Source organism: Nostoc sp., from assembly GCF_036917675.1.
In the GTDB taxonomy this organism is placed as follows: domain Bacteria; phylum Cyanobacteriota; class Cyanobacteriia; order Cyanobacteriales; family Nostocaceae; genus Nostoc.
In genome coordinates this window covers 143,300-161,628 of sequence record NZ_JBALCT010000074.1, presented here as the reverse complement: position 1 = coordinate 161,628, position 18,329 = coordinate 143,300, and the positions used below count along the sequence as shown (strand labels likewise).

The window sequence follows — 18,329 nt, the reverse complement described above, 5'->3', positions numbered from 1 at the left end:
CATAGTTTAGGGAACGCTCTTAACTAACTTCTCAGATATCCTTTAAGGCATGAATTAAGTACTCTCCTGTTTCTTGCTGCTCATCAGCGTCACCTTCATCAATCCAAGACTGAAGTACATTAATCACCTTAGACTGTTTCTCTTTTGGCAGAATATATTCTTGCAAAATCTGCAAAGTATATGTTTCAACAGAAAGTCCTTGCTGTTTCGCTTCTTGTGCAAGATACTGTTCTAATTCTGGTGGTAAGTTCAAGGTTAGGGTCATAAGTCTCTTTCTTGTATTAGAATTAAAAATTAGAAAATCAGGAGAGATTAGGTAATGAAGCATTCTGAATGGAGAGTTAAAGTCTTAGAAGAAGTGCAGCAAATCCCAGATGCTAAGTTAGCACAACTCTATGAGATGATTCACGGATTTCGACTTAGCTCAGAAACTAACAACCACAACGCTGCTGCTATCATGCAGTTCGCAGGTTGCTGGAGTGATATGTCAGATGAAGCATACGGCGAATTCTCAGATGAGATTGCTATCCGTCGTCAACAAGCATTTTCTTACAGACGAAACCGTGAAACCAGCATTGATTGATACTGATATCCTGTCCTTGTTCTTCCGGGGCAATACCAATGTAGTAGCTCAGTTTCAGACTTACTTGATAACCTATGGTCAAATCAACATTAGTATCATCACTTATTACGAAATTCTCAGCGGCTTAAAGCACCGTGATGCCCAAAAGCAACTCGCTTTGTTTTTGGAGTTTGTTGCCCAAAATACTGTCTTGCCCCTTACTGATCTACATTTATCAATACCTCAAGCTCTCCATTTCTGAATTTTTTGATTTTTTCTGAGTTTTCCTTGGCAGAAACTGTAGCACCTGTAGTTAAATCTTTAACTGAAGATACAACATAATCAGAATTAATTTTTTTATCCGTAAACAGTTTGTTCAGTGCAATTACGTGTATGACATCGATTGCAAAAATCAGAAGAGGTTTGTACTTTTCCCGATTATTAATATAATGATTAATAATTATGTTGTTCCGTTCATAAGATTTAGCAGTATTCCCAAATCAATGTGATGTCTAACTAATTACCAAGATATTTATTTAGGATAAATGTATGAATAAATACTTTATTGCAGGCGATCGCACCCCGGCTTCTTTGCAGAAGTTAGGAATCTGAGCTTTTCAGGACAACAAGCGATCGCACCACCATTAGGCGTAAAAACCTTAATTTCTAGTACAGTAACACCATATTAAACACAAAAGTTATTCACTTCTGGCGCGGAGTGCAGGAGATGGAAAGAGAGTTTCAAATCCAGCTTGTCGCTCGCTTAAAGTTTCTGGGGCATCGTTCCAAAGACTTTCATAATAAAAGAAGCTTATACCTAAACCACGTTCTTGGGCAGCCCGCACCTGAGACTTAATTTGTTGCATCGAAACTGGATTATTTCTTAACCCTGTCATAATCCCAACTCCAGTTGGAATTATTTGTTGCGCTTCTTGAATTTCTGGGCGGGAAATATTAGCTACAAAACTTTGCAGATCCGGACGATAAACTTGCATAATTAACTCGTCCACAATATTTTGTCGTATCCAAGTCAGCCAATCTTGCAGGTGAAACTTGTAAGCAAAATCATAGTAATTGGGAGCAACGGAAAAAATCGTCTGGGGTTTTCTCTGCTTGACAGCTTGGTTAAGTTGTACCATGAACGCCGTAATTTTATCTGCCCGCCACTGTACCCATGCCGGATCTTGAGCATCGGTTGGGGGAGCATTATTGGTTTCTTGAGTGTACAAGGCAACTGTATATTGATCGTAGCCAAATTCGTAGGGCAAACTCATGTGATCGTCAAACTGAATGCCATCGGCATCATATTGAGTGATAGTTTCCAGCACGAGATTGGTAATGAACTGTTGCACTTGTGGATGGAACGGATTCAGCCACATAACCTCACCCCCTGCACTGATGGAAGTTTGGCTACCATCCCGCTTTTGTGTGAACCAATCTGGATAATTCAATGCCAGTTCTGAGGTTGGGGGAGCCATGAACCCAAACTCAAACCAGGGAATTACTAGCAATCCTTTGCGATGGGCTTGGTTAATCAAGTCTGCGAGAATATCATGTCCATCTAAACCTTTGTAGACAAAAGGTTGAATACCTGCTCGTTGTGCGATCGCACTGGGATACATTACATAGCCAGAATTCCACACCACAGGATAGATTGTATTGAAGTTCATCTGTCGCAGTTGACTCACTGCATCCTGGACTTTGGCGCGATCCTTGAGGGTGTCAAAATCATTGGTGGTCATCCAAACCCCGCGAATTTCCTGACGCGGTAGCTGTGCGATCGCGCCAAAACCCCCATCTTCGGCGATCGCAGGGGTGAAACTGTCTACCAGCAATACCGTAACAAAGGATATTAAAATGAGAATTGGAAAAAGATACTTGAACGATGTCTGACGACAAGCTGCTGTAAATCTACGCCGCCAACTTTGAATAATAAAAGATAATTTCATAGATTTGAATGATGCATTAGCTACCCACACACGTCATTGCTTGCTTTTATAATTGAATCTACTAACCATATAGTTTACAAGTATTTATGCTTACTACAGGATTAATGAGTTGGTAGTTGTTCGTTCCCTGCTTATGGAACTTTTGCACCATAAAAACTAAAGCAGACCTAGCAAACTATAAGATGCTTGACGTAGTTAGTAGTCATTAGTGCCCAACAGACGACATTAGGCATTTTATATTCCATTGGACTTTCAAAAAATAAAATCACCAGTATATAGTAATAATAATCATTCAAGCATCAAGTTCCGCTAATAACTAGATGTACACTTTAATAAGTATGAGTTAAACTAATGACTAAAGTAAAAACACTTTGGAACATTTAAACTACTTAATGGAATCTCCCATTTTATATTAATAACTGACATCTAATTTTTTTAGCATATTAGATATCACCTTCAATGAACCATTAGAAAAGATACGGAGCATCTCAGTTTTGCAAATACACCATAGGAGAAACAAGATTCCTGCTCCCTCTGCGAACTCACGGAGAGGGCTGGGGTGAGGTTTAGGCTTTCTACGAAAGTGAGATGTTCCCAAAAGATACAGTTGTTCAATTTATTTATTTTAACTGAATTATGAAACATAAGTTTTTTCTGTAATCCTTATAGATTTATTTAAATTATCTTTAATATATTCAAGGATACTTTGAGCTACATACTCTGCAAGCTTGACTGGGACAGCGTTTCCGATCATTTGTTCCAGGTCTGTTTTTGTTCCTTCAAAAATAAATGTTTCAGGGAAAGTCTGCAAATAGCTTCTTTCAATTGTAGTCAAGGGGCGCAAGTTTTCTGTAACGGGAACTGGATCTTTAGGGTGTTTATTATAGGTTTTAGGAATAGGACGATTAACTCCTCTTACTGTTGGGCTAGGTTCATCAATACTAAAAATTCCTCTTCTTTGGTAACTTCTTGGATGTCTGTAGTAATATTGAATTTCTAATTTATTTTCCAGATAATCTCTAATGGTCATTGGTTTATCTGCTAACCTTTTTTTCAGGTAAGGTTCTAGACTTCCATCTTTTCCTTGTAACTCTCCAAAGCAAAAAAATCTTTTTCGCTTTTGAGGTACACCGCACAGACTAGCATCCAAAATTATTTCACTTAAACCATATCCCGCAGCTTTCAAGATTTGTCTAACCTCTTTATATTTATTGCTTTTACGAAATAGTTCTACGTTTTCTATCACAAACCACTGAGGAAGAACACTTGTAACTATCTCAGAAAATTTAATACTTAAATCGCCTCTTCCTAAATCTTCATTACGTTTACCAGCACTAGAAAAGTCTTGGCATGGGGGTCCACCAATAATAATTTCAGGACTCATTTCTCTAAAAGTTTCATAGTTTGTCCTCAAATTACTAAGATCGTAATCAAAAATTTCATGGCTAAAGTTTTTTTGATAAACATCTATAGCTGGTTTCCAATTATCAAATGCTGCTAAAATATTAAATCCAGCATTTTGAAACCCTAAAGATAACCCTCCACAACCTGCGAAAAGGTCTAAAACTCTAAATGAAGAGCTTTTTATCTCATCTCTATATTTTTCTTTCATATTTTAATTTCACATATTTTTTAATTTTAATCAAATCTCTCTAGATTACTTATAATATTATAAAATATTATCTCAATACTTGATTAATTTTATCCCCAAGTATTAGGTTGAGAGAAATTTATATTAGATATAACTAATCAAAAAAGACCAGGTTGTACTCTATTTTGATTGATTAGTTTCTCGGTTATATACTTAACTAAATGATTATCATTTTAATATATATGCTTAAATGATATGTGTTTAATAATACTTTTAAATTTACTAAACTATTCCATGCCCTACCTGTGTCACAATAAAGAATTGTAATAAGAAAAATATTGTTAAGGTAATTTAGTGAGTCCAACTGCTCAATCCACGGCAAGTGTGCGTCGCATAGTATTTCCTTTTACGGCAATTGTGGGCCAGGAAGAAATGAAACTGGCGCTGCTATTGAACGTGATTGACCCCAAAATTGGTGGTGTAATGATTATGGGCGATCGCGGCACTGGGAAATCCACAACTATCCGGGCGCTGGCGGATCTGCTGCCAGAAATTTCTGTGGTTGCCAATGACCCCTTCAGTAGTGATCCTAGCGACCCCGACTTGATGAGCGATGAAGTCCGCCAACTGTTAGAACAAGGGGCCGAAATTCCTGTAACTCAGAAAAAAGTCCAAATGGTAGACCTGCCGCTAGGAGCTACAGAAGACCGAGTTTGTGGCACAATCGACATCGAGAAAGCTTTATCTGAAGGCGTCAAAGCCTTTGAACCGGGACTGCTGGCAAAGGCTAATCGGGGCATTCTTTATGTGGATGAAGTCAACTTACTAGATGACCACCTTGTAGACGTGCTACTCGACTCGGCTGCCAGTGGATGGAACACTGTAGAACGGGAAGGTATTTCTATCCGTCATCCAGCGCGTTTCGTTCTTGTGGGTTCTGGAAACCCCGAAGAAGGCGAACTACGCCCCCAACTGCTGGATCGCTTTGGGATGCACGCAGAAATTCACACAGTCAAAGAACCAGCCTTGCGGGTGCAAATCGTGGAACAACGGGCAGATTTTGACCAAAATCCGCCAGTATTTCTCGAAAACTACAAACCCCAGCAGGAAGCATTGCAAGAGCAAATTGTCAATGCTCAACAGCTTTTGCCAGAAGTGAAAATTGACTATGATCTACGGGTAAAAATTTCTGAAGTCTGCTCAGAACTGGATGTAGATGGTTTGCGGGGTGACATCGTTAGTAACCGTGCTGCCAAAGCCTTAACAGCTTATGAAGGACGCACTGAAGTTACAGTTGATGATATCCATCGCGTAATTACGCTATGCTTGCGTCACAGACTGCGGAAAGACCCTTTAGAATCGATTGATTCTGGTTACAAAGTCGCCAAAGTTTTTAGCCGCGTCTTTGGCATCGAACTACCAGAAAGTGATACTACACAACAAAACGGCACAGGTCAAAAATTAGGGGCTAGGGGTTAATTAATTTTGGATTTTAGATTTGGGATTTTGGATTGAGGAAAAAATCCAAAATTCAAAATCCAAAATTGGCAGAGTCTAACTCAGCACTCTTAACTCAACATTCAACATTCAACACTGACTATGAGATTTTGGTCTTTTTGGTTCAACAGCTTTATTCTATCTAGCCAATATAACCCGCCCAGATTTGTAGAATTATTGATGCTCTTATTAGCGATCGCAATGTTGACAATATCCAGTATTTTACCCGACAGACCATATTTAATTTTAGGCTTGAGCTTAGTAGTTGGGGCATCTATTTCCATCTTAGTGCGGGAAGCGATCGCGCCCTCACCCCAGACCAAAATTACCCAAATAACAGCATCTCTATTGCTCGTCATCAGCATTTATGGCTTTGCTGACTTAATGTACACTCTCTAGTTAGTCATTTGCTATTTGTCTTTTGTCCTTTGTTCACAGCCAATGACTAATTACTAATGACTAATGACTCCATTTTTGCATTTCCACCAATTCCATACACAATTCATTAATTTGCTCCAAATCAGGTTTGTGAGGTAGGGCAGATTGTTCATAAACAATTTCCATTTCGGCGACCAAATCTTCTGCCATTTTCATCACCTGCTCATAAGAATACTCACCCTTTAAAATAGCTTTTAAATCCTCAACATCGCCAGTTATTCTCCTATCTACAATCACTTCACCTTGACGCAATATTTCTACTCCACTGCGTAACAATCTAATGCAGTGCATCCCATGTTTGAGGTCAAAACCCGACTTTCTTTCCATTTCTGCCCTAGCCGGATTTCTATTTTCCTGCCAAGATAAGTAAGCCTTCCATTCTCTTAAAGCTATTTGATAGCTTTGGCTTTTCTGAAGCAGGCGGATAAAATCTTTACGGCTATTAGTTAACTTTTGGGTATATTCCAAAGTTTCATCGGGTAAAGTATATTGTTTTAACACTCCTTTAAAATCAATATCTGCTGTCAGCAATTGGTATAATTGTTCCGCTTCTTCCAAAAATTCAATCCGTCCTCTAATTAAGTTATAAAGATACTCCAAAAAAGCATTTAGCTCATCTTTGCCTAGAGGTGCTTCATCTTCTATGGCGAAGTCAGATGGTATTGGTTTTTTGTGCGGTGGCTTTAACAACCATTTACGATGAGTTTCCATCTTTTTGATTTGGGCAAAGGCATAACCAGTGTAAGTATGTTTTACCTTCTTGCTCAAAAATAACTGTTTATGATTAATTAAATGCTCTCCTACCGCGTTTAAAAAAGGATAGTTATTTAACCACAACAATTCTAAAACATTGGGATTCGCACCCGCTAATAACTGAAGGATTTTTCTTAATTCATATATAACTGTGTCTTTGTTGCTATCTAGGAATGGAAATATTCCTGGTTCATCCCAACCAGCATCTTTTTGTTCAATATGGTCAAATCCCAAGTAATACCTTTTGGGTGCAATAAATACTCCCCGATAATCAAAGTCGGAATCAGGACGATTTAAGCCATAGCCGTGGCTACCTGCCAAACCAATTAAAATAGTTCTTTGCTCAACTTCTATTCTTTTCATATCACCTGATTAAAATATAGTCATCCTAACTCATGAGTTAAGCAGGTGGGGAGAGGATATTTTAAAAGTATTATTGCTAACATCAAAGCATCAAGAACCTAACCCCCCTAGCCCCCCTTCCCTATGAGGGAATGGCGGTTTCAAAGCCTCTTGACCTTTCGGGGAGAGGAATGGAAGCGGGGTTTTTATTATACTTTACGACTTTTAAAAGATCCTCTTAGTTTAACAGGCAGGGCTATTTCGTTCTAAACATAAACCGCCCAGAACTAAAGTTCCGGGCTTATAGTTATAGTCCGTAAAACGGACTATAACTTTGTCTCAGTCGTCTTTAGACGACTTTCGCTATTAGACTCAGAATTCATTCTGAGGCGGGCTAGATGAGAATGAAATAGCCCTGGTTTAACAGGAATGCCCCTAAAGGAGATCATGCAACGATATCCCTTTGAGGGGCAAAACTTGTTAATTCAGTTGTTCCTATACTTTCGGTTTCCTAGAACACGAATTATCTAGGATTTATATGGCGTCTAGTTCCCCATCCTGGATTAACAATGGTGGCTAAATCTTCTTCAGACAATTTGCTGATCTCACTGTCCAGTTCTTGGGCGGTGAAGTCATAGCCACGCTCTTGAGCAATCTTGATGAAAGCTTCTGGATCAGCTGTTACTTTGAGTCTTTCCTGTAATGCTTGATCTTGTTTTACGGCTTGGAAAAGTCGGGCAGCATTTTGCTGTGTCATAATAATCTACCTCGTGTTTAAAATATCAGGTTTGAATGTAGTAATTTAACTCCTGGGGATTCACTAACTTCTGTAAACAATGTCTCGATTAAGCATCATATTAGTTTGATCTTAAAACAAAGAAGAAAAATGTGTTGATTTTGAAAAAAAATATAACTTTTAGGCTAATACTGCTATTACTTTTTTGTAAAATTCAGCCCTAAGATAGTTGCAATATTTAGTTAAATCCTAAATTCTGCACCCAGAACTCTCACACCGCAATTAAATGGATACATATAGTACATAAGAACTATTTATTGAGAGAATTTAAAGTTTCCTTACTAGAGGTAAGTTGTACTAACAGTTTCCTACCCTTTCTTCAGTAACTAATGTCAGACTAACCCATTCGCCTTTCTCGTTGTAGCTGCGAATCATCCGTTGGCGCAGGTTTGGTTGAATTAACCAACCCACTTCCAGAAATAAGGGTTGACGTAACTGCACCTTGAGAGGAGAAGTTGCAGAAGCGCCATCTGGTAAAAGTAATACTTGGACTTGCTTTTGGGGATCTTGGTCAAAGAGAATGATCCGATCTTTGATCGTAGCAATTGAGGTAATTGTACGATCGCCAAAAGAAGTACTTTGAATTAATCGCCCAGTATCATCAAGTTGTAATTTCAAAGTTGTAGAGTAAGTATCAGGCGAACGCCAATCTGGATATATTGTCACTGCTTCACCACGCCATTCTCCCAACAAATCATCTAGCTGCAAAGTTGGACGTTCTGCTGCTTCGGTTCCAGTTAAATGTTCTCGAATCAAGATGAATGTGTTTAGTTGACCGTTTTTATCAAATATTTGTACCAGACGCAATCGGCGATTTTCATGAACCAAAGCAAGTTCTGCACCGAATTCGGAAAATGGCCCTAGCTGAATTAAACCTTCAGAAAATGAACCATTTTTAAAAAACAGCAAACCCCCTCCCACAGAACTAAATTCTCTTTTCACATCTTGTCCCGAACGGCTCAGAGTTAGGCGCACTGTCTGGTTATTGTTTAAACCTTCTAGAGTCAGGCGGCTAGGAATATCTTCTATAAGTGTACCTTGGGGTGAGAATTGGGTGAATGAACCTTCCCAAACACCGAGATTTTGCAGAAAGCATTCCCACTGAGATGTCATAGTTCTTTTGTCCTTGGCTTATATATAACTAATGACTATCATCTAGCAAAACGCCGTACAGCAAATAAGCTCCCCATTAATCCTACAGCTGCGCCGAAACTCAAAAGAATCAGGGGCAATAATAAAATTTCTACTGGAGTGAGTTGCACTCTGTTGGTGATGACTTGGATAAATTCAGGTTGATTGACTAGCAACTTCCCGACAAACTCTTGAATCACAGAAATGAAACTCCAAGCGATCGCACCACCAACTAAGCCAAAGGTAATTCCTTGTAAAATAAACGGTAGGTAAATCCAAGCAGAAGTTGCTCCCACTAGTTGCATAATTTCAATTTCCTGGTGTCGCGCCATGACAATCAGCCGAATTGTGGTATTAGTGACTGCGATCGCACTTAAAGTCAGAATAATCGTAATTGTTAAAGTAATCCAGTTCAAACCTTGGTGCAACTGGGCAATGCGTTTAACTGCTTCATCGACATACTGCACCGTCTCAACTCCTGGTAACTTAGCCAACTGCGTTGCTAAGGTTGATACAACTTGAGAATTACGGGCTTTCACCTTCATCTCATCAACTAGAGGATTCTCACCTAGCTGCTGGGTAGCCCCCTCAATATCAGAAATTCTCATTTCCTTAACTAACTTAGTCCAGGCTTCCTCTTTGGTAATAGTTTGTATCGCCGCCACTTCTGGCATTTTTGCGATCATTGGCTGAATGCTTTCGATTTGCGTATCCGGTTGCAGATAAACTGATACTTCTAGCTGACTACCAAACTGATACAGGAGTTTTTCGACTTGCCAAGAGCTTTGCAAACTCAAGCCGAATAAAAACAGTAACACCGTCACAGTACTTATAGCTGCCCAATTCATCCAACCTCCCCGCAATAAACCGAGGAAAGTTTCTTTGAGCAGATAGTCAAGTTTCGTGAGAGATTTAAACACACATCACCCCAATAAGTAATTCGTAATTCGTAATTCGTAATTCATAATTCAGCACTCCCCACTCCCTACTCCCCGGCTTGATAGAATTAAGATAGTACGAATTTCACCATCTAGCCATTGAGACTCATGCCCTCTGAAATTGCTGTAGAGAAAAAAAAGTTAAAAAATCCACCTTTGGAGCTTCATTATTTAGGCGATCGCGTGCTGCGTCAAGCTGCAAAGCGGATTTCTAAAGTAGATAACGAACTCCGCCAACTGGTGCGCGAAATGCTGCAAACTATGTACAGCAAAGATGGCATTGGTTTGGCTGCACCCCAAGTGGGAATTCACAAACAACTAATTGTCATCGATCTCGAACCAGAGAACGCAGCTAATCAGCCTTTGGTGTTGATTAACCCCACCATTAAACAAGTCAGCCGCGACATCTCTGTTGCCGAAGAAGGATGCTTGAGTATTCCCAATGTATACCTAAATGTGAAGCGCCCCGAAGTCGTGGAAATTGCCTATAAAGACGAGTACGGTCGTCCCCGGACATTAAAGGCTAATGACCTCCTGGGACGCTGCATTCAGCACGAGATGGATCACCTCAACGGCGTGGTATTTGTAGACCGTGTAGAAAACTCCTTGACTTTAATCCAGGAGCTATCTAAGAATGGCTTCTCGTATCAAGCGGTGAAACCAATAGCATAGGGGGCTAGTAGTGTATTTAACTCCAAAAAGCGGTTTATTTCTGGGTGGTTCTTGTGTAAGTGCGATCGCAGCCGTAGGTTCGATTTTTGAACTCAGTTACGGACAACCAGATTTTGGTGTCCCAGCCACGGCGATTATCCTGGTATTGAGCATTCCACTCACCGGATTATTTTTCTTTGCCGCAGTTAAGGATGCAAGGGCTAACATGAAATAAGCATCAGGTACATAAAAAAGGTAAAAGGATGAAAGAAACACAAAGTTTATCCTTTTACCTTTTATTTTTGCTCTCCATCTTCCACTGCCCCTAAAGCTTTTAGCGTCAATAACTGGGCTGCGGTTAAACCCCTCCCCGCAAGCCTACGGTGTATACACAAGTCTTTGGTGACGCAATTTACGGTTAATCTTATAGCTCCTGAGATACCTCACCCTGGTTTTACGTAGTAAAACCTGTCCCTCTCCTTATTAAGGAGAGGGATTAAAGATAGGACAGGGTGAGGTTTTAGAGGACTTTTGGGTAATCGGATAAGTTGTGTGTACACCTTAGCTTCACAAGCGGGGAGGGGTTTTTTGGGTTTAATAAGTAATTAAGCGGACATGATATCAATTGTGAACTACCCACACTTCCCTTCGGGTAAGTGCGGGCTTCTGGCTTCATCGACAGATGCCTTTCTACCAAGAGGTTTATTGGTCTTACTCCGCCTCTTTCCAGCAATGACGGGGTTCCCTCCGTCATTATTTAATATCCGAATGCCTTCTGTTCTGATGTTCTGGCTTGCGTTGTCGTCCCGATCATGATGAGTTTCGCACTTGGGGCAATCCCACTCTCTGATATCAAGTGGTAACACGTCAAGAATATGACCACAGCAGGAACAGGTTTTGGAACTAGGGAAAAATCGACCTATTTCTATAAGTTGTCCATCAATGTCATTCAACTTGTAATCAAGGAAATTGACAAACATTCCCCAGCCCACATCGGATATACTTTTTGCTAGCTTCCGGTTTCGTACCATTCCCTTGACATTGAGATTTTCAACGACAATAACTTGGCTTTCGTTTACCAGTTTTCTACTGAGTTTATGCAAAAAATCCTGGCGGGAATTTGATACTCTTTCGTGAACCTTCGCTACAAGTTTTTTGAATTTATTTCTAGAATTACTCCCTTTAATTTTACGAGCAAACTTTTTCTGCTTCCGAGCTAGATTTTTCTGGTGACGTTTCAGATGCTTAGGATTGGAATGCTTGGTAACTTTTTCACCATCATGGACAATTGCAAAGTCTTTTAGTCCCAAATCAATACCAAGTATTCTATCTCCACCCGATTCATGGAGAGTGGATTCTACCTCAACTAGAATTGAAGCAAAGTACTTGTCAGTAGCGGTTTTGCTAATAGTGACAGTTTTAATTATTCCCTCAACTAATCTGTGAAATACTGCTTTTACTTCACCAATCTTAGGAATTTTTAACTTATTATCTATAAGCGTGACGCTTTGCGGATACTGAATAGACTGCTTATCAAATTTTGATTTGAACTTAGGAAACTTAGCCCGTCCATCAAAAAAGTTTTTATAAGCCTTGTCTAGATTAATAGCTACGCACTGCAAAACCGACGAATAGCAGTCTTGTTTTAACCAAGGATATTCTACTTTTAATGCAGGTAATAATCCCTTGTAGATTTTCAGGGGCAATGATTTAGCAGTTTGTCTAGCGTGTTGAATACAAGCATTTAAGGCATAGTTCCAATACCATCTAGCGCATCCAAAAGATTTAAATAATGCTGTTTTTTGTTCAGTTGTTGGATATAGTCTTACCTTAATTGCTTTCAACACTTTTAATCACCTCCTTGTTACACTTAGGATAACATTAATGTGTACTCATTGGGTGAACTTGGTGAAAAATAAACAGTTGAAAATTAGAATCTCCGAACGCAGATTAAACAAAATTCGTTTATATGCTATTCATGTTGATAAAAGCATGACCCAAGTACTAGAAGAATTGATTGACTCATTGCCAAACATAGAGATAGGCAATTCCTCAAGCATCCCACTTTCTCGTTGAGCCGTGATCAACATTGGTCGGGGATGCTTTGTCATTGCCCCAAAATTCATCTCATCACTCATCTGAAGAAAGATAGAGCGAGAGGCTTCTTTTGGAATTAGCTAAAATAGAAGAATGCTGTCAACTCCCACTCAACTACTACGACTTTCTCAAGGACAACTGAACTTACTAGAAGCTTGTCCGCGTAAATTCCAACATACGTACTTAGAACAACTCAATTCGCCCTCAAACCCCGAACAAGAAGAACGGCAAACTTTGGGTAGTCGCTTTCACTTGCTAATGCAGCAGCGAGAAATGGGTTTGCCAATTGATAGTTTCCTGCAAGCAGATGCTAAACTGCAAAGCTGGATGCTAGCTTTTGCTGATGCAGCCCCAGAAATTTTAACGGCTGCATCTGATCATCAAACTTTCCGTGAAAGTGAACACTTCCGCACTCTGCAAGTTCAGGACTATTTGCTGACGGTTGTCTATGATTTATTGATTGCAGATAACCAACAAGCGCAAATTCTCGACTGGAAAACTTATCCTAAACCACCCAATCAACGCAAGTTAGAATCCAATTGGCAAACACGGCTTTATCTGTATGTATTGGCAGAAACTAGCGACTATTTACCAGAAAAGATTTCCATGACTTACTGGTTTGTCCAATCTGAGGGTAAACCGCAAAATATTAAATTTAATTACAATCCTGCTCAACACACACAAACAGCAAAGAAACTTAATCAACTATTAAGCCAGTTAACTAATTGGCTGGAAAATTACCAACATAACCAGCAGTTTCCCCAAGTGGTGGAGGGTAGCAAAACCTGTGATTATTGTCAGTTTGCCAAACGATGCCATCGCACACAAGCTACTGAAGAAGCAGTGAAAGACTCATTGCCAAATTTTGACAGCATTCAAGAAGTCTCACTCAACCCTATACATTAGAGGATGTTTGTCAAGTCCAATAAGGGTATAAAGAAATTACAACTTCTAAATTTATGTCAAGTTATGTCAAACTTTGACGAAACTGAAGCCATTTATGTCCGCGAATTAGGAATTGATGACATTGCTCCCATTTACCACTTGGGAGAAGGGTTATTTACCAGCGATTTATATCCTTATTTATACCGCACCTGGGACGAATGGGAGGTGATTGGACTTTACAACACCGATCCAGAATACTGTCTTGTGGCCGAAACAGACGGAGAATTAGCCGGATTCATTTTGGGAACCATCATCACCAAAGCATCCTGGACTTACGGTTACATTTTATGGCTGGGAGTTAGTCCGAAATATCAGCGTCGCGGAGTTGCAGATAAGTTGGTTGATAAAGTCGTCGCCCGGATGATTGAAGATGGGGCGCGGTTTATGCTGGTAGACACTGATCCTACCAATACTTCAGCATTAAAGTTTTTTAACCGCAAAGGTTTTGGTAATATCCGCCAGCATATTTTCTTATCGATGAATTTAAGCAAGCACGAATATTATGGCAGATTGATTGATTATGAACATCAAAAAGCTGAAAGAGCAGGTTATAAGCGATCGCGTCCAGCAATTCGTGCCCGTAAACCTGATAGCGCTGCTAATGAAGTAGTCCTCAATCCTCTAGTAAATGAATCTCAAACAACCGAGGATCAATCTCCGATTTAAGAAAATTTAGGAGTTAGAAGAGACGCGATGAATCGCGTCTGTACAGGAGTGGGGAGTAGAGACGCGACTCATCGCGTCTGTTAAAATTATTAAGAGACCATTTATAAAATGCTCTAATTCACTCCTTTTTAAGGCTTGGAATTCAACATTTTTTTTAATCTTCCGCTTCGTTGCCATTCCGTCTCGGAATAAATTCCAAGGCTAATAGCTAACGTCCTCCTAAGAGGACTAAATACAAAATTTTCAGCTATGTAGAGGACTATCATATCTAAAAGGGAAAATTTCAGTCCACTTGAGTGGACTTCAGCTATCAGCCCGGAACTTCAGTTCTGGGCGGGATATCGGTCAGTGCGACTATATGAGAAATGAACCGCAAAGGACACAAAGAAAGAAAATTTAGCGCAGCCTCATAAAAAAATGGAATAACACACCCTACTTAATATTTTGTTTATAAATAGCCTCTAACTTTTCAGTTTTCAATTTTTAACTTCTCACAGACGCGATTAATCGCGTCTCTACTTCTCACTCCTAACTTTTTTTATATGGCAGAACAACAGCAGTGGACTATAGCAGCAACCGAACAACCCCCGGAGTGGTTCATCGAAGCGGTGAAACAGCATACACCGACATCAAGTGGAATATATGCAGCACAATTGTTGTGGCAACGGGGAATTAAAGAACACCAACAATTAACAGCTTTTATTAACTATAAAGCTTATCAACCAGCAAGTCCCTTTGAGTTTGGGCAAGAAATGCAGCTAGCGATCACACGGTTGCAACAAGCATATAACGCCAAAGAAAAAATTGCCATCTGGGGAGACTTTGATGCTGATGGGATTACCGCCACATCTGTACTTTGGGATGGATTGGGGCAATTTTTCAAACAAAATACTCAGTTAATTTACTACATTCCCAATCGCCTGAAAGAATCCCACGGACTTAATAATCAAGGGATTGATAACTTAGCAAAACAAGATTGTAAATTAATCGTTACTTGCGATACAGGTAGCACAAACATTGAGGAAATTATCTATGCTAAACAATTAGGCATAGATGTAATAGTTACAGACCATCACACCTTACCCGCCGAACGCCCACCCGTCGCAGCGATTATTAATCCCCGCTATTTACCAAGGGAACATCAGCTGTTTCATCTTTCTGGGGTGGCGGTAGCTTATAAGTTGGTGGAGGCATTATATCAAAGTCTGCCTAATGTTGCAAAACATCCATTAGAAGATTTATTAGATTTAGTAGCAGTAGGATTAATTGCCGACTTGGTGCAGTTAAGCGGAGATTGTCGCTATTTGGCGCAGTTGGGAATTCAACGACTGCAAGCAGATTTTCAACAGCCAGCAGCAGCGCGTCGGCGTCCGGGGGTAGGGCGATTATTAGAATTGTGCCAGAAAAATGGCGATCGCCCCACAGATATTTCCTTTGGTTTGGGGCCAAGAATTAACGCCGTCAGCCGCATCCAAGGTGATGCTAGTTTTTGCGTTGAATTATTAACCAGCCGAGATGCCAAACGTTGCAACGAACTAGCCGAAGTTACAGAACTCGCAAACACCCGCCGCAAATCTTTACAAAAAGATGTGCAAGCGCAAGTAGCACAAAAACTTACTCAATTAGACTTATCAACCACTAGCGTCATAGTCCTAGAAGATGCCCAATGGCCTGCGGGTGTATTGGGCTTAGTCGCTGGACAGATAGCACAAGAAACAGGTCGCCCGACTATTTTGTTGAGTACAGAAGGAGCAGAGGAAGCAGGGGGAGCAGGGGGAGAAATTACTCCTTTATCTTCTAACTCAGAACTCAGAATTCAGCACCCAGCACTCCCATTAGCCCGTGGTTCCGCCCGTTCGGTGAATTGCGTCGATTTATACCAACTGGTGAAAAGCCAAGCACATTTGTTACATCGCTTTGGGGGACATCCCTTTGCAGCAGGTTTGAGTTTGTTAGTGGAGAACATTCCTTTATTTACAGCTGCGATTAATCAGCAGTTGCGACAATCTTTAGGTAGTACAACCCTAACCCCAACAGTGCAAGCAGACTTGACGCTAACAGTAGCAGACTTGGGGAAAGAGTTATTTTTGGAACTGAAACTGCTAGAACCTTGTGGAATGGGGAACCCTGTTCCGAAATTGCTAATTCAAAACTGCTGGTTTGAAAATTCTTGGCATCGCAATCAGCAGGATTGGCAAGGGAAAAAGGTACAGTATATTAAAACCGAGTTTGACATTCGGGATGATTCCAGCAGAAGTGTTTTTCCTGGTATATGGTGGGGACACTATAAAGATGAATTACCCATAGGAAGGTGTGATTGCATAGCAGAACTAGACTACAACACCTTCAAAAAACGTTATGAAATCAGATTAATTGCGGTGCGTTCTAGTGTTAACTCAGCACTCACCACTCGGAATTCACCACTCATCTTAGACTTACGAAATCAGGAACACTCAGGAATCAGGACTCAGGACTCAGCACTGATTATCGAAGATTGTCCCACAAATTGGGATGATTTACGCGCGTGGTTGCGGCGATGTCTAACAACAAGCCGCTCTACGTTTGGGCTTGACAATCAGCAACAATTAGCGATCGCTTGGTCTAAACCCAACCATCAACCACCCAATCAAATTTGGCTGACTCTTGTCGGAATTGCCAAATATCTCAGTCGCACAAATCAACTAGTTACCCGCGTCCAACTTTTAGAGAAAATCGGCATCAGCGACCAAACCTTACTTGTAGGAATCAAAGCTTTAAAAAATTTAGGGTTCACAGTCAAACGACAAGACCGTTATTTAGAATTTACCTGGCATCCAAGCGATAATGCAGAAAACTTTGGTGAGGCAGCAGTTGCGCGATTTTCAGCTGCTGTCCGAGAAGAACAATTTCAGCGACAGTATTTTGCCGAAGTACCTTTATCTACTATTGTGGCGATCGCAAGCGATGACAATTATAGCGCTTCCGGGTTGAGTCAAATACAGACCTAACAAAAACAGCCCCTTTAGAGCAAGGGGAGCTACGGTGTACACACAAGTTATTGCATTCCCCAAAAGTCCTACCCTGTCCTATCTTTAATCCCTCTCCTTAGTAAGGAGAGGGACAGGTTTTACTACGTAAAACCTTTCTTGAGGTATCTCAGGGGCTGTGAGACTTAACCGTAAATTACGTTCACAAAGACTTCTGTGTACACCGTATGCAAGGGAAAGGCAGTAAGCATTTCAAATATGAAATTAAAGCCTGTATTCATGACTGAATCAGGCTTTTGAGGTTTTTTACTAAATTTGCACCGAGAACTTCAGTTTAATTACTGAACAGTGAATCCTTCCGGTCTGATCGCATCTTCCAAATCAACGCCCATCAGGTTAACTCCCTGGATGTTTGCATTTGTGAGATTTGTCTTTTCCAAGTCTGCGCCCTGTAGGTTAGCGGCTTGCAGGTTTGCTCCCAGCAGGTTGGCTTTCTCTAGGTCTGCATCAAATAGGTTTGCTCCTAATAGGTTTGCTCCCAAAAGGTTTACCTTGCCTAAATCTGCACCTTGAAAGTTCGCCCCTTGTAAGTTTGTTTGCTGTAAGTTCGCCCTTTCTAAGTCTGCATCTTGTAAGTTAGCACCCTGCAAGTTTGCCGCTTGCAGGTTTGCGTCCTTGAGCATTGCTCCAGTCAGATTACACCCAACACATTCATTAGTTTGTAATAAACGTCTAACGTTTTCTGCTACAGACACTATTGGCGATGCAACCGGAGATATTACCGGAGATATTACCGGGGATATTACCGGAGAAGTTACAGACTCCATTGGCGATGTAACCGGAGGCATTACTGGACCTAGTTTAGATTTCGTAGGTATGGTTGGTGTTAGTGTTAAAGCTCTAACGCTGGGCTGGTCAAGCAAAGAAAATCCTGCTATAAGTACCAGAAATACTGCTGTTACGAGCCATTGAGTTAATTTTTTGGAATTTGATTGATTCATTGGTTC

General features: G+C 40.4%; 18 protein-coding genes. 9 read left to right on the top strand and 9 right to left on the bottom strand.

All coding sequences use genetic code 11. The annotated features are described in order from the left end of the window. Positions 1 to 31: 31 nt before the first annotated feature. Entirely contained in the window at positions 32 to 265 is a 234-nt protein-coding gene (locus V7K31_RS30295; protein WP_335100036.1) for a hypothetical protein, read from the bottom strand. Positions 266 to 319: 54 nt separating this feature from the next. Here V7K31_RS30295 and V7K31_RS30290 point away from each other — a divergent pair, with 54 nt between their 5' ends. Together V7K31_RS30290 and V7K31_RS30285 are read left to right on the top strand one after the other, a co-directional pair. After that, positions 320 to 583 carry a hypothetical protein gene (locus tag V7K31_RS30290; protein WP_335100034.1) on the top strand — a complete coding sequence of 88 codons (264 nt, stop codon included), beginning with the start codon at positions 320 to 322 and terminating at the stop codon, positions 581 to 583. Then, entirely contained in the window at positions 564 to 824 is a 261-nt protein-coding gene (locus V7K31_RS30285) for a hypothetical protein (protein WP_335100032.1), read from the top strand. The genes V7K31_RS30290 and V7K31_RS30285 overlap by 20 nt, the downstream gene beginning before the upstream one ends. Positions 825 to 1,260: 436 nt before the next feature. On the opposite strand, the gene V7K31_RS30280 is transcribed toward V7K31_RS30285, so the two are convergent. Both V7K31_RS30280 and V7K31_RS30275 read right to left on the bottom strand, forming a co-directional pair. Continuing rightward, positions 1,261 to 2,511: a glycoside hydrolase family 10 protein gene (locus tag V7K31_RS30280; RefSeq protein ID WP_335100030.1), complete on the bottom strand. Its 1,251-nt coding sequence runs from the start codon at positions 2,509 to 2,511 to the stop codon at positions 1,261 to 1,263. Positions 2,512 to 3,145: 634 nt separating this feature from the next. After that, positions 3,146 to 4,123, bottom strand: coding sequence for a DNA cytosine methyltransferase (locus tag V7K31_RS30275; RefSeq protein ID WP_335100028.1), 978 nt, complete (start codon positions 4,121 to 4,123; stop codon positions 3,146 to 3,148). 333 nt (positions 4,124 to 4,456) lie between these two features. Between V7K31_RS30275 and bchI the strand changes: the two genes are divergently transcribed. Together bchI and V7K31_RS30265 are read left to right on the top strand one after the other, a co-directional pair. Further along, the gene (gene bchI, locus V7K31_RS30270; protein WP_335100026.1) at positions 4,457 to 5,581 is read left to right on the top strand and encodes a magnesium chelatase ATPase subunit I; all 1,125 of its coding nucleotides are present in this window, start codon (positions 4,457 to 4,459) and stop codon (positions 5,579 to 5,581) included. Positions 5,582 to 5,701: 120 nt separating this feature from the next. Next, the gene (locus V7K31_RS30265) at positions 5,702 to 5,998 is read left to right on the top strand and encodes a hypothetical protein (RefSeq protein ID WP_335100024.1); all 297 of its coding nucleotides are present in this window, start codon (positions 5,702 to 5,704) and stop codon (positions 5,996 to 5,998) included. Between the two features lie 60 nt (positions 5,999 to 6,058). Here the strand turns inward: V7K31_RS30265 and V7K31_RS30260 are convergent, their stop codons facing one another. From V7K31_RS30260 to V7K31_RS30245, 4 genes are all read right to left on the bottom strand, one after another. Further along, on the bottom strand, positions 6,059 to 7,153 hold the full coding sequence (locus tag V7K31_RS30260) for a nucleotidyltransferase domain-containing protein (RefSeq protein WP_335100022.1): 1,095 nt from the start codon (positions 7,151 to 7,153) through the stop codon (positions 6,059 to 6,061). A gap of 502 nt (positions 7,154 to 7,655) precedes the next feature. Continuing rightward, positions 7,656 to 7,889, bottom strand: coding sequence for a Nif11-like leader peptide family natural product precursor (locus tag V7K31_RS30255; protein WP_335100019.1), 234 nt, complete (start codon positions 7,887 to 7,889; stop codon positions 7,656 to 7,658). A gap of 336 nt (positions 7,890 to 8,225) precedes the next feature. Further along, the gene (locus V7K31_RS30250; protein ID WP_335100016.1) at positions 8,226 to 9,041 is read right to left on the bottom strand and encodes a DUF3598 family protein; all 816 of its coding nucleotides are present in this window, start codon (positions 9,039 to 9,041) and stop codon (positions 8,226 to 8,228) included. A gap of 38 nt (positions 9,042 to 9,079) precedes the next feature. Next, on the bottom strand, positions 9,080 to 9,979 hold the full coding sequence (locus V7K31_RS30245) for a cell division protein FtsX (RefSeq protein WP_335100015.1): 900 nt from the start codon (positions 9,977 to 9,979) through the stop codon (positions 9,080 to 9,082). A gap of 126 nt (positions 9,980 to 10,105) precedes the next feature. Here V7K31_RS30245 and def point away from each other — a divergent pair, with 126 nt between their 5' ends. Both def and V7K31_RS30235 read left to right on the top strand, forming a co-directional pair. Then, on the top strand, positions 10,106 to 10,669 hold the full coding sequence (def, locus tag V7K31_RS30240; RefSeq protein WP_334830678.1) for a peptide deformylase: 564 nt from the start codon (positions 10,106 to 10,108) through the stop codon (positions 10,667 to 10,669). A gap of 10 nt (positions 10,670 to 10,679) precedes the next feature. Then, entirely contained in the window at positions 10,680 to 10,883 is a 204-nt protein-coding gene (locus V7K31_RS30235; RefSeq protein ID WP_334830677.1) for a hypothetical protein, read from the top strand. A gap of 397 nt (positions 10,884 to 11,280) precedes the next feature. On the opposite strand, the gene V7K31_RS30230 is transcribed toward V7K31_RS30235, so the two are convergent. Continuing rightward, a complete protein-coding gene (locus V7K31_RS30230) occupies positions 11,281 to 12,495 on the bottom strand; it encodes an RNA-guided endonuclease InsQ/TnpB family protein (RefSeq protein WP_335100013.1) in 1,215 nt (404 codons plus the stop codon). A gap of 343 nt (positions 12,496 to 12,838) precedes the next feature. On the opposite strand from V7K31_RS30230, the gene V7K31_RS30225 reads away from it, so the two are divergent. The 3 genes from V7K31_RS30225 to V7K31_RS30215 all read left to right on the top strand — a co-directional run bounded on the left by V7K31_RS30225 (position 12,839) and on the right by V7K31_RS30215 (position 17,343). Continuing rightward, positions 12,839 to 13,651, top strand: coding sequence for a PD-(D/E)XK nuclease family protein (locus V7K31_RS30225; RefSeq protein ID WP_335100010.1), 813 nt, complete (start codon positions 12,839 to 12,841; stop codon positions 13,649 to 13,651). Between the two features lie 63 nt (positions 13,652 to 13,714). Next, complete coding sequence (locus V7K31_RS30220) at positions 13,715 to 14,356, top strand: GNAT family N-acetyltransferase (protein ID WP_335100008.1); 642 nt, start codon at positions 13,715 to 13,717, stop codon at positions 14,354 to 14,356. A gap of 542 nt (positions 14,357 to 14,898) precedes the next feature. Beyond that, the gene (locus V7K31_RS30215; RefSeq protein WP_335100005.1) at positions 14,899 to 17,343 is read left to right on the top strand and encodes a single-stranded-DNA-specific exonuclease RecJ; all 2,445 of its coding nucleotides are present in this window, start codon (positions 14,899 to 14,901) and stop codon (positions 17,341 to 17,343) included. 317 nt (positions 17,344 to 17,660) lie between these two features. On the opposite strand, the gene V7K31_RS30210 is transcribed toward V7K31_RS30215, so the two are convergent. Continuing rightward, positions 17,661 to 18,323 (bottom strand): pentapeptide repeat-containing protein, encoded by a 663-nt coding sequence (locus tag V7K31_RS30210; RefSeq protein WP_335100003.1) that lies wholly within the window; start codon positions 18,321 to 18,323, stop codon positions 17,661 to 17,663. Positions 18,324 to 18,329: the final 6 nt, after the last annotated feature.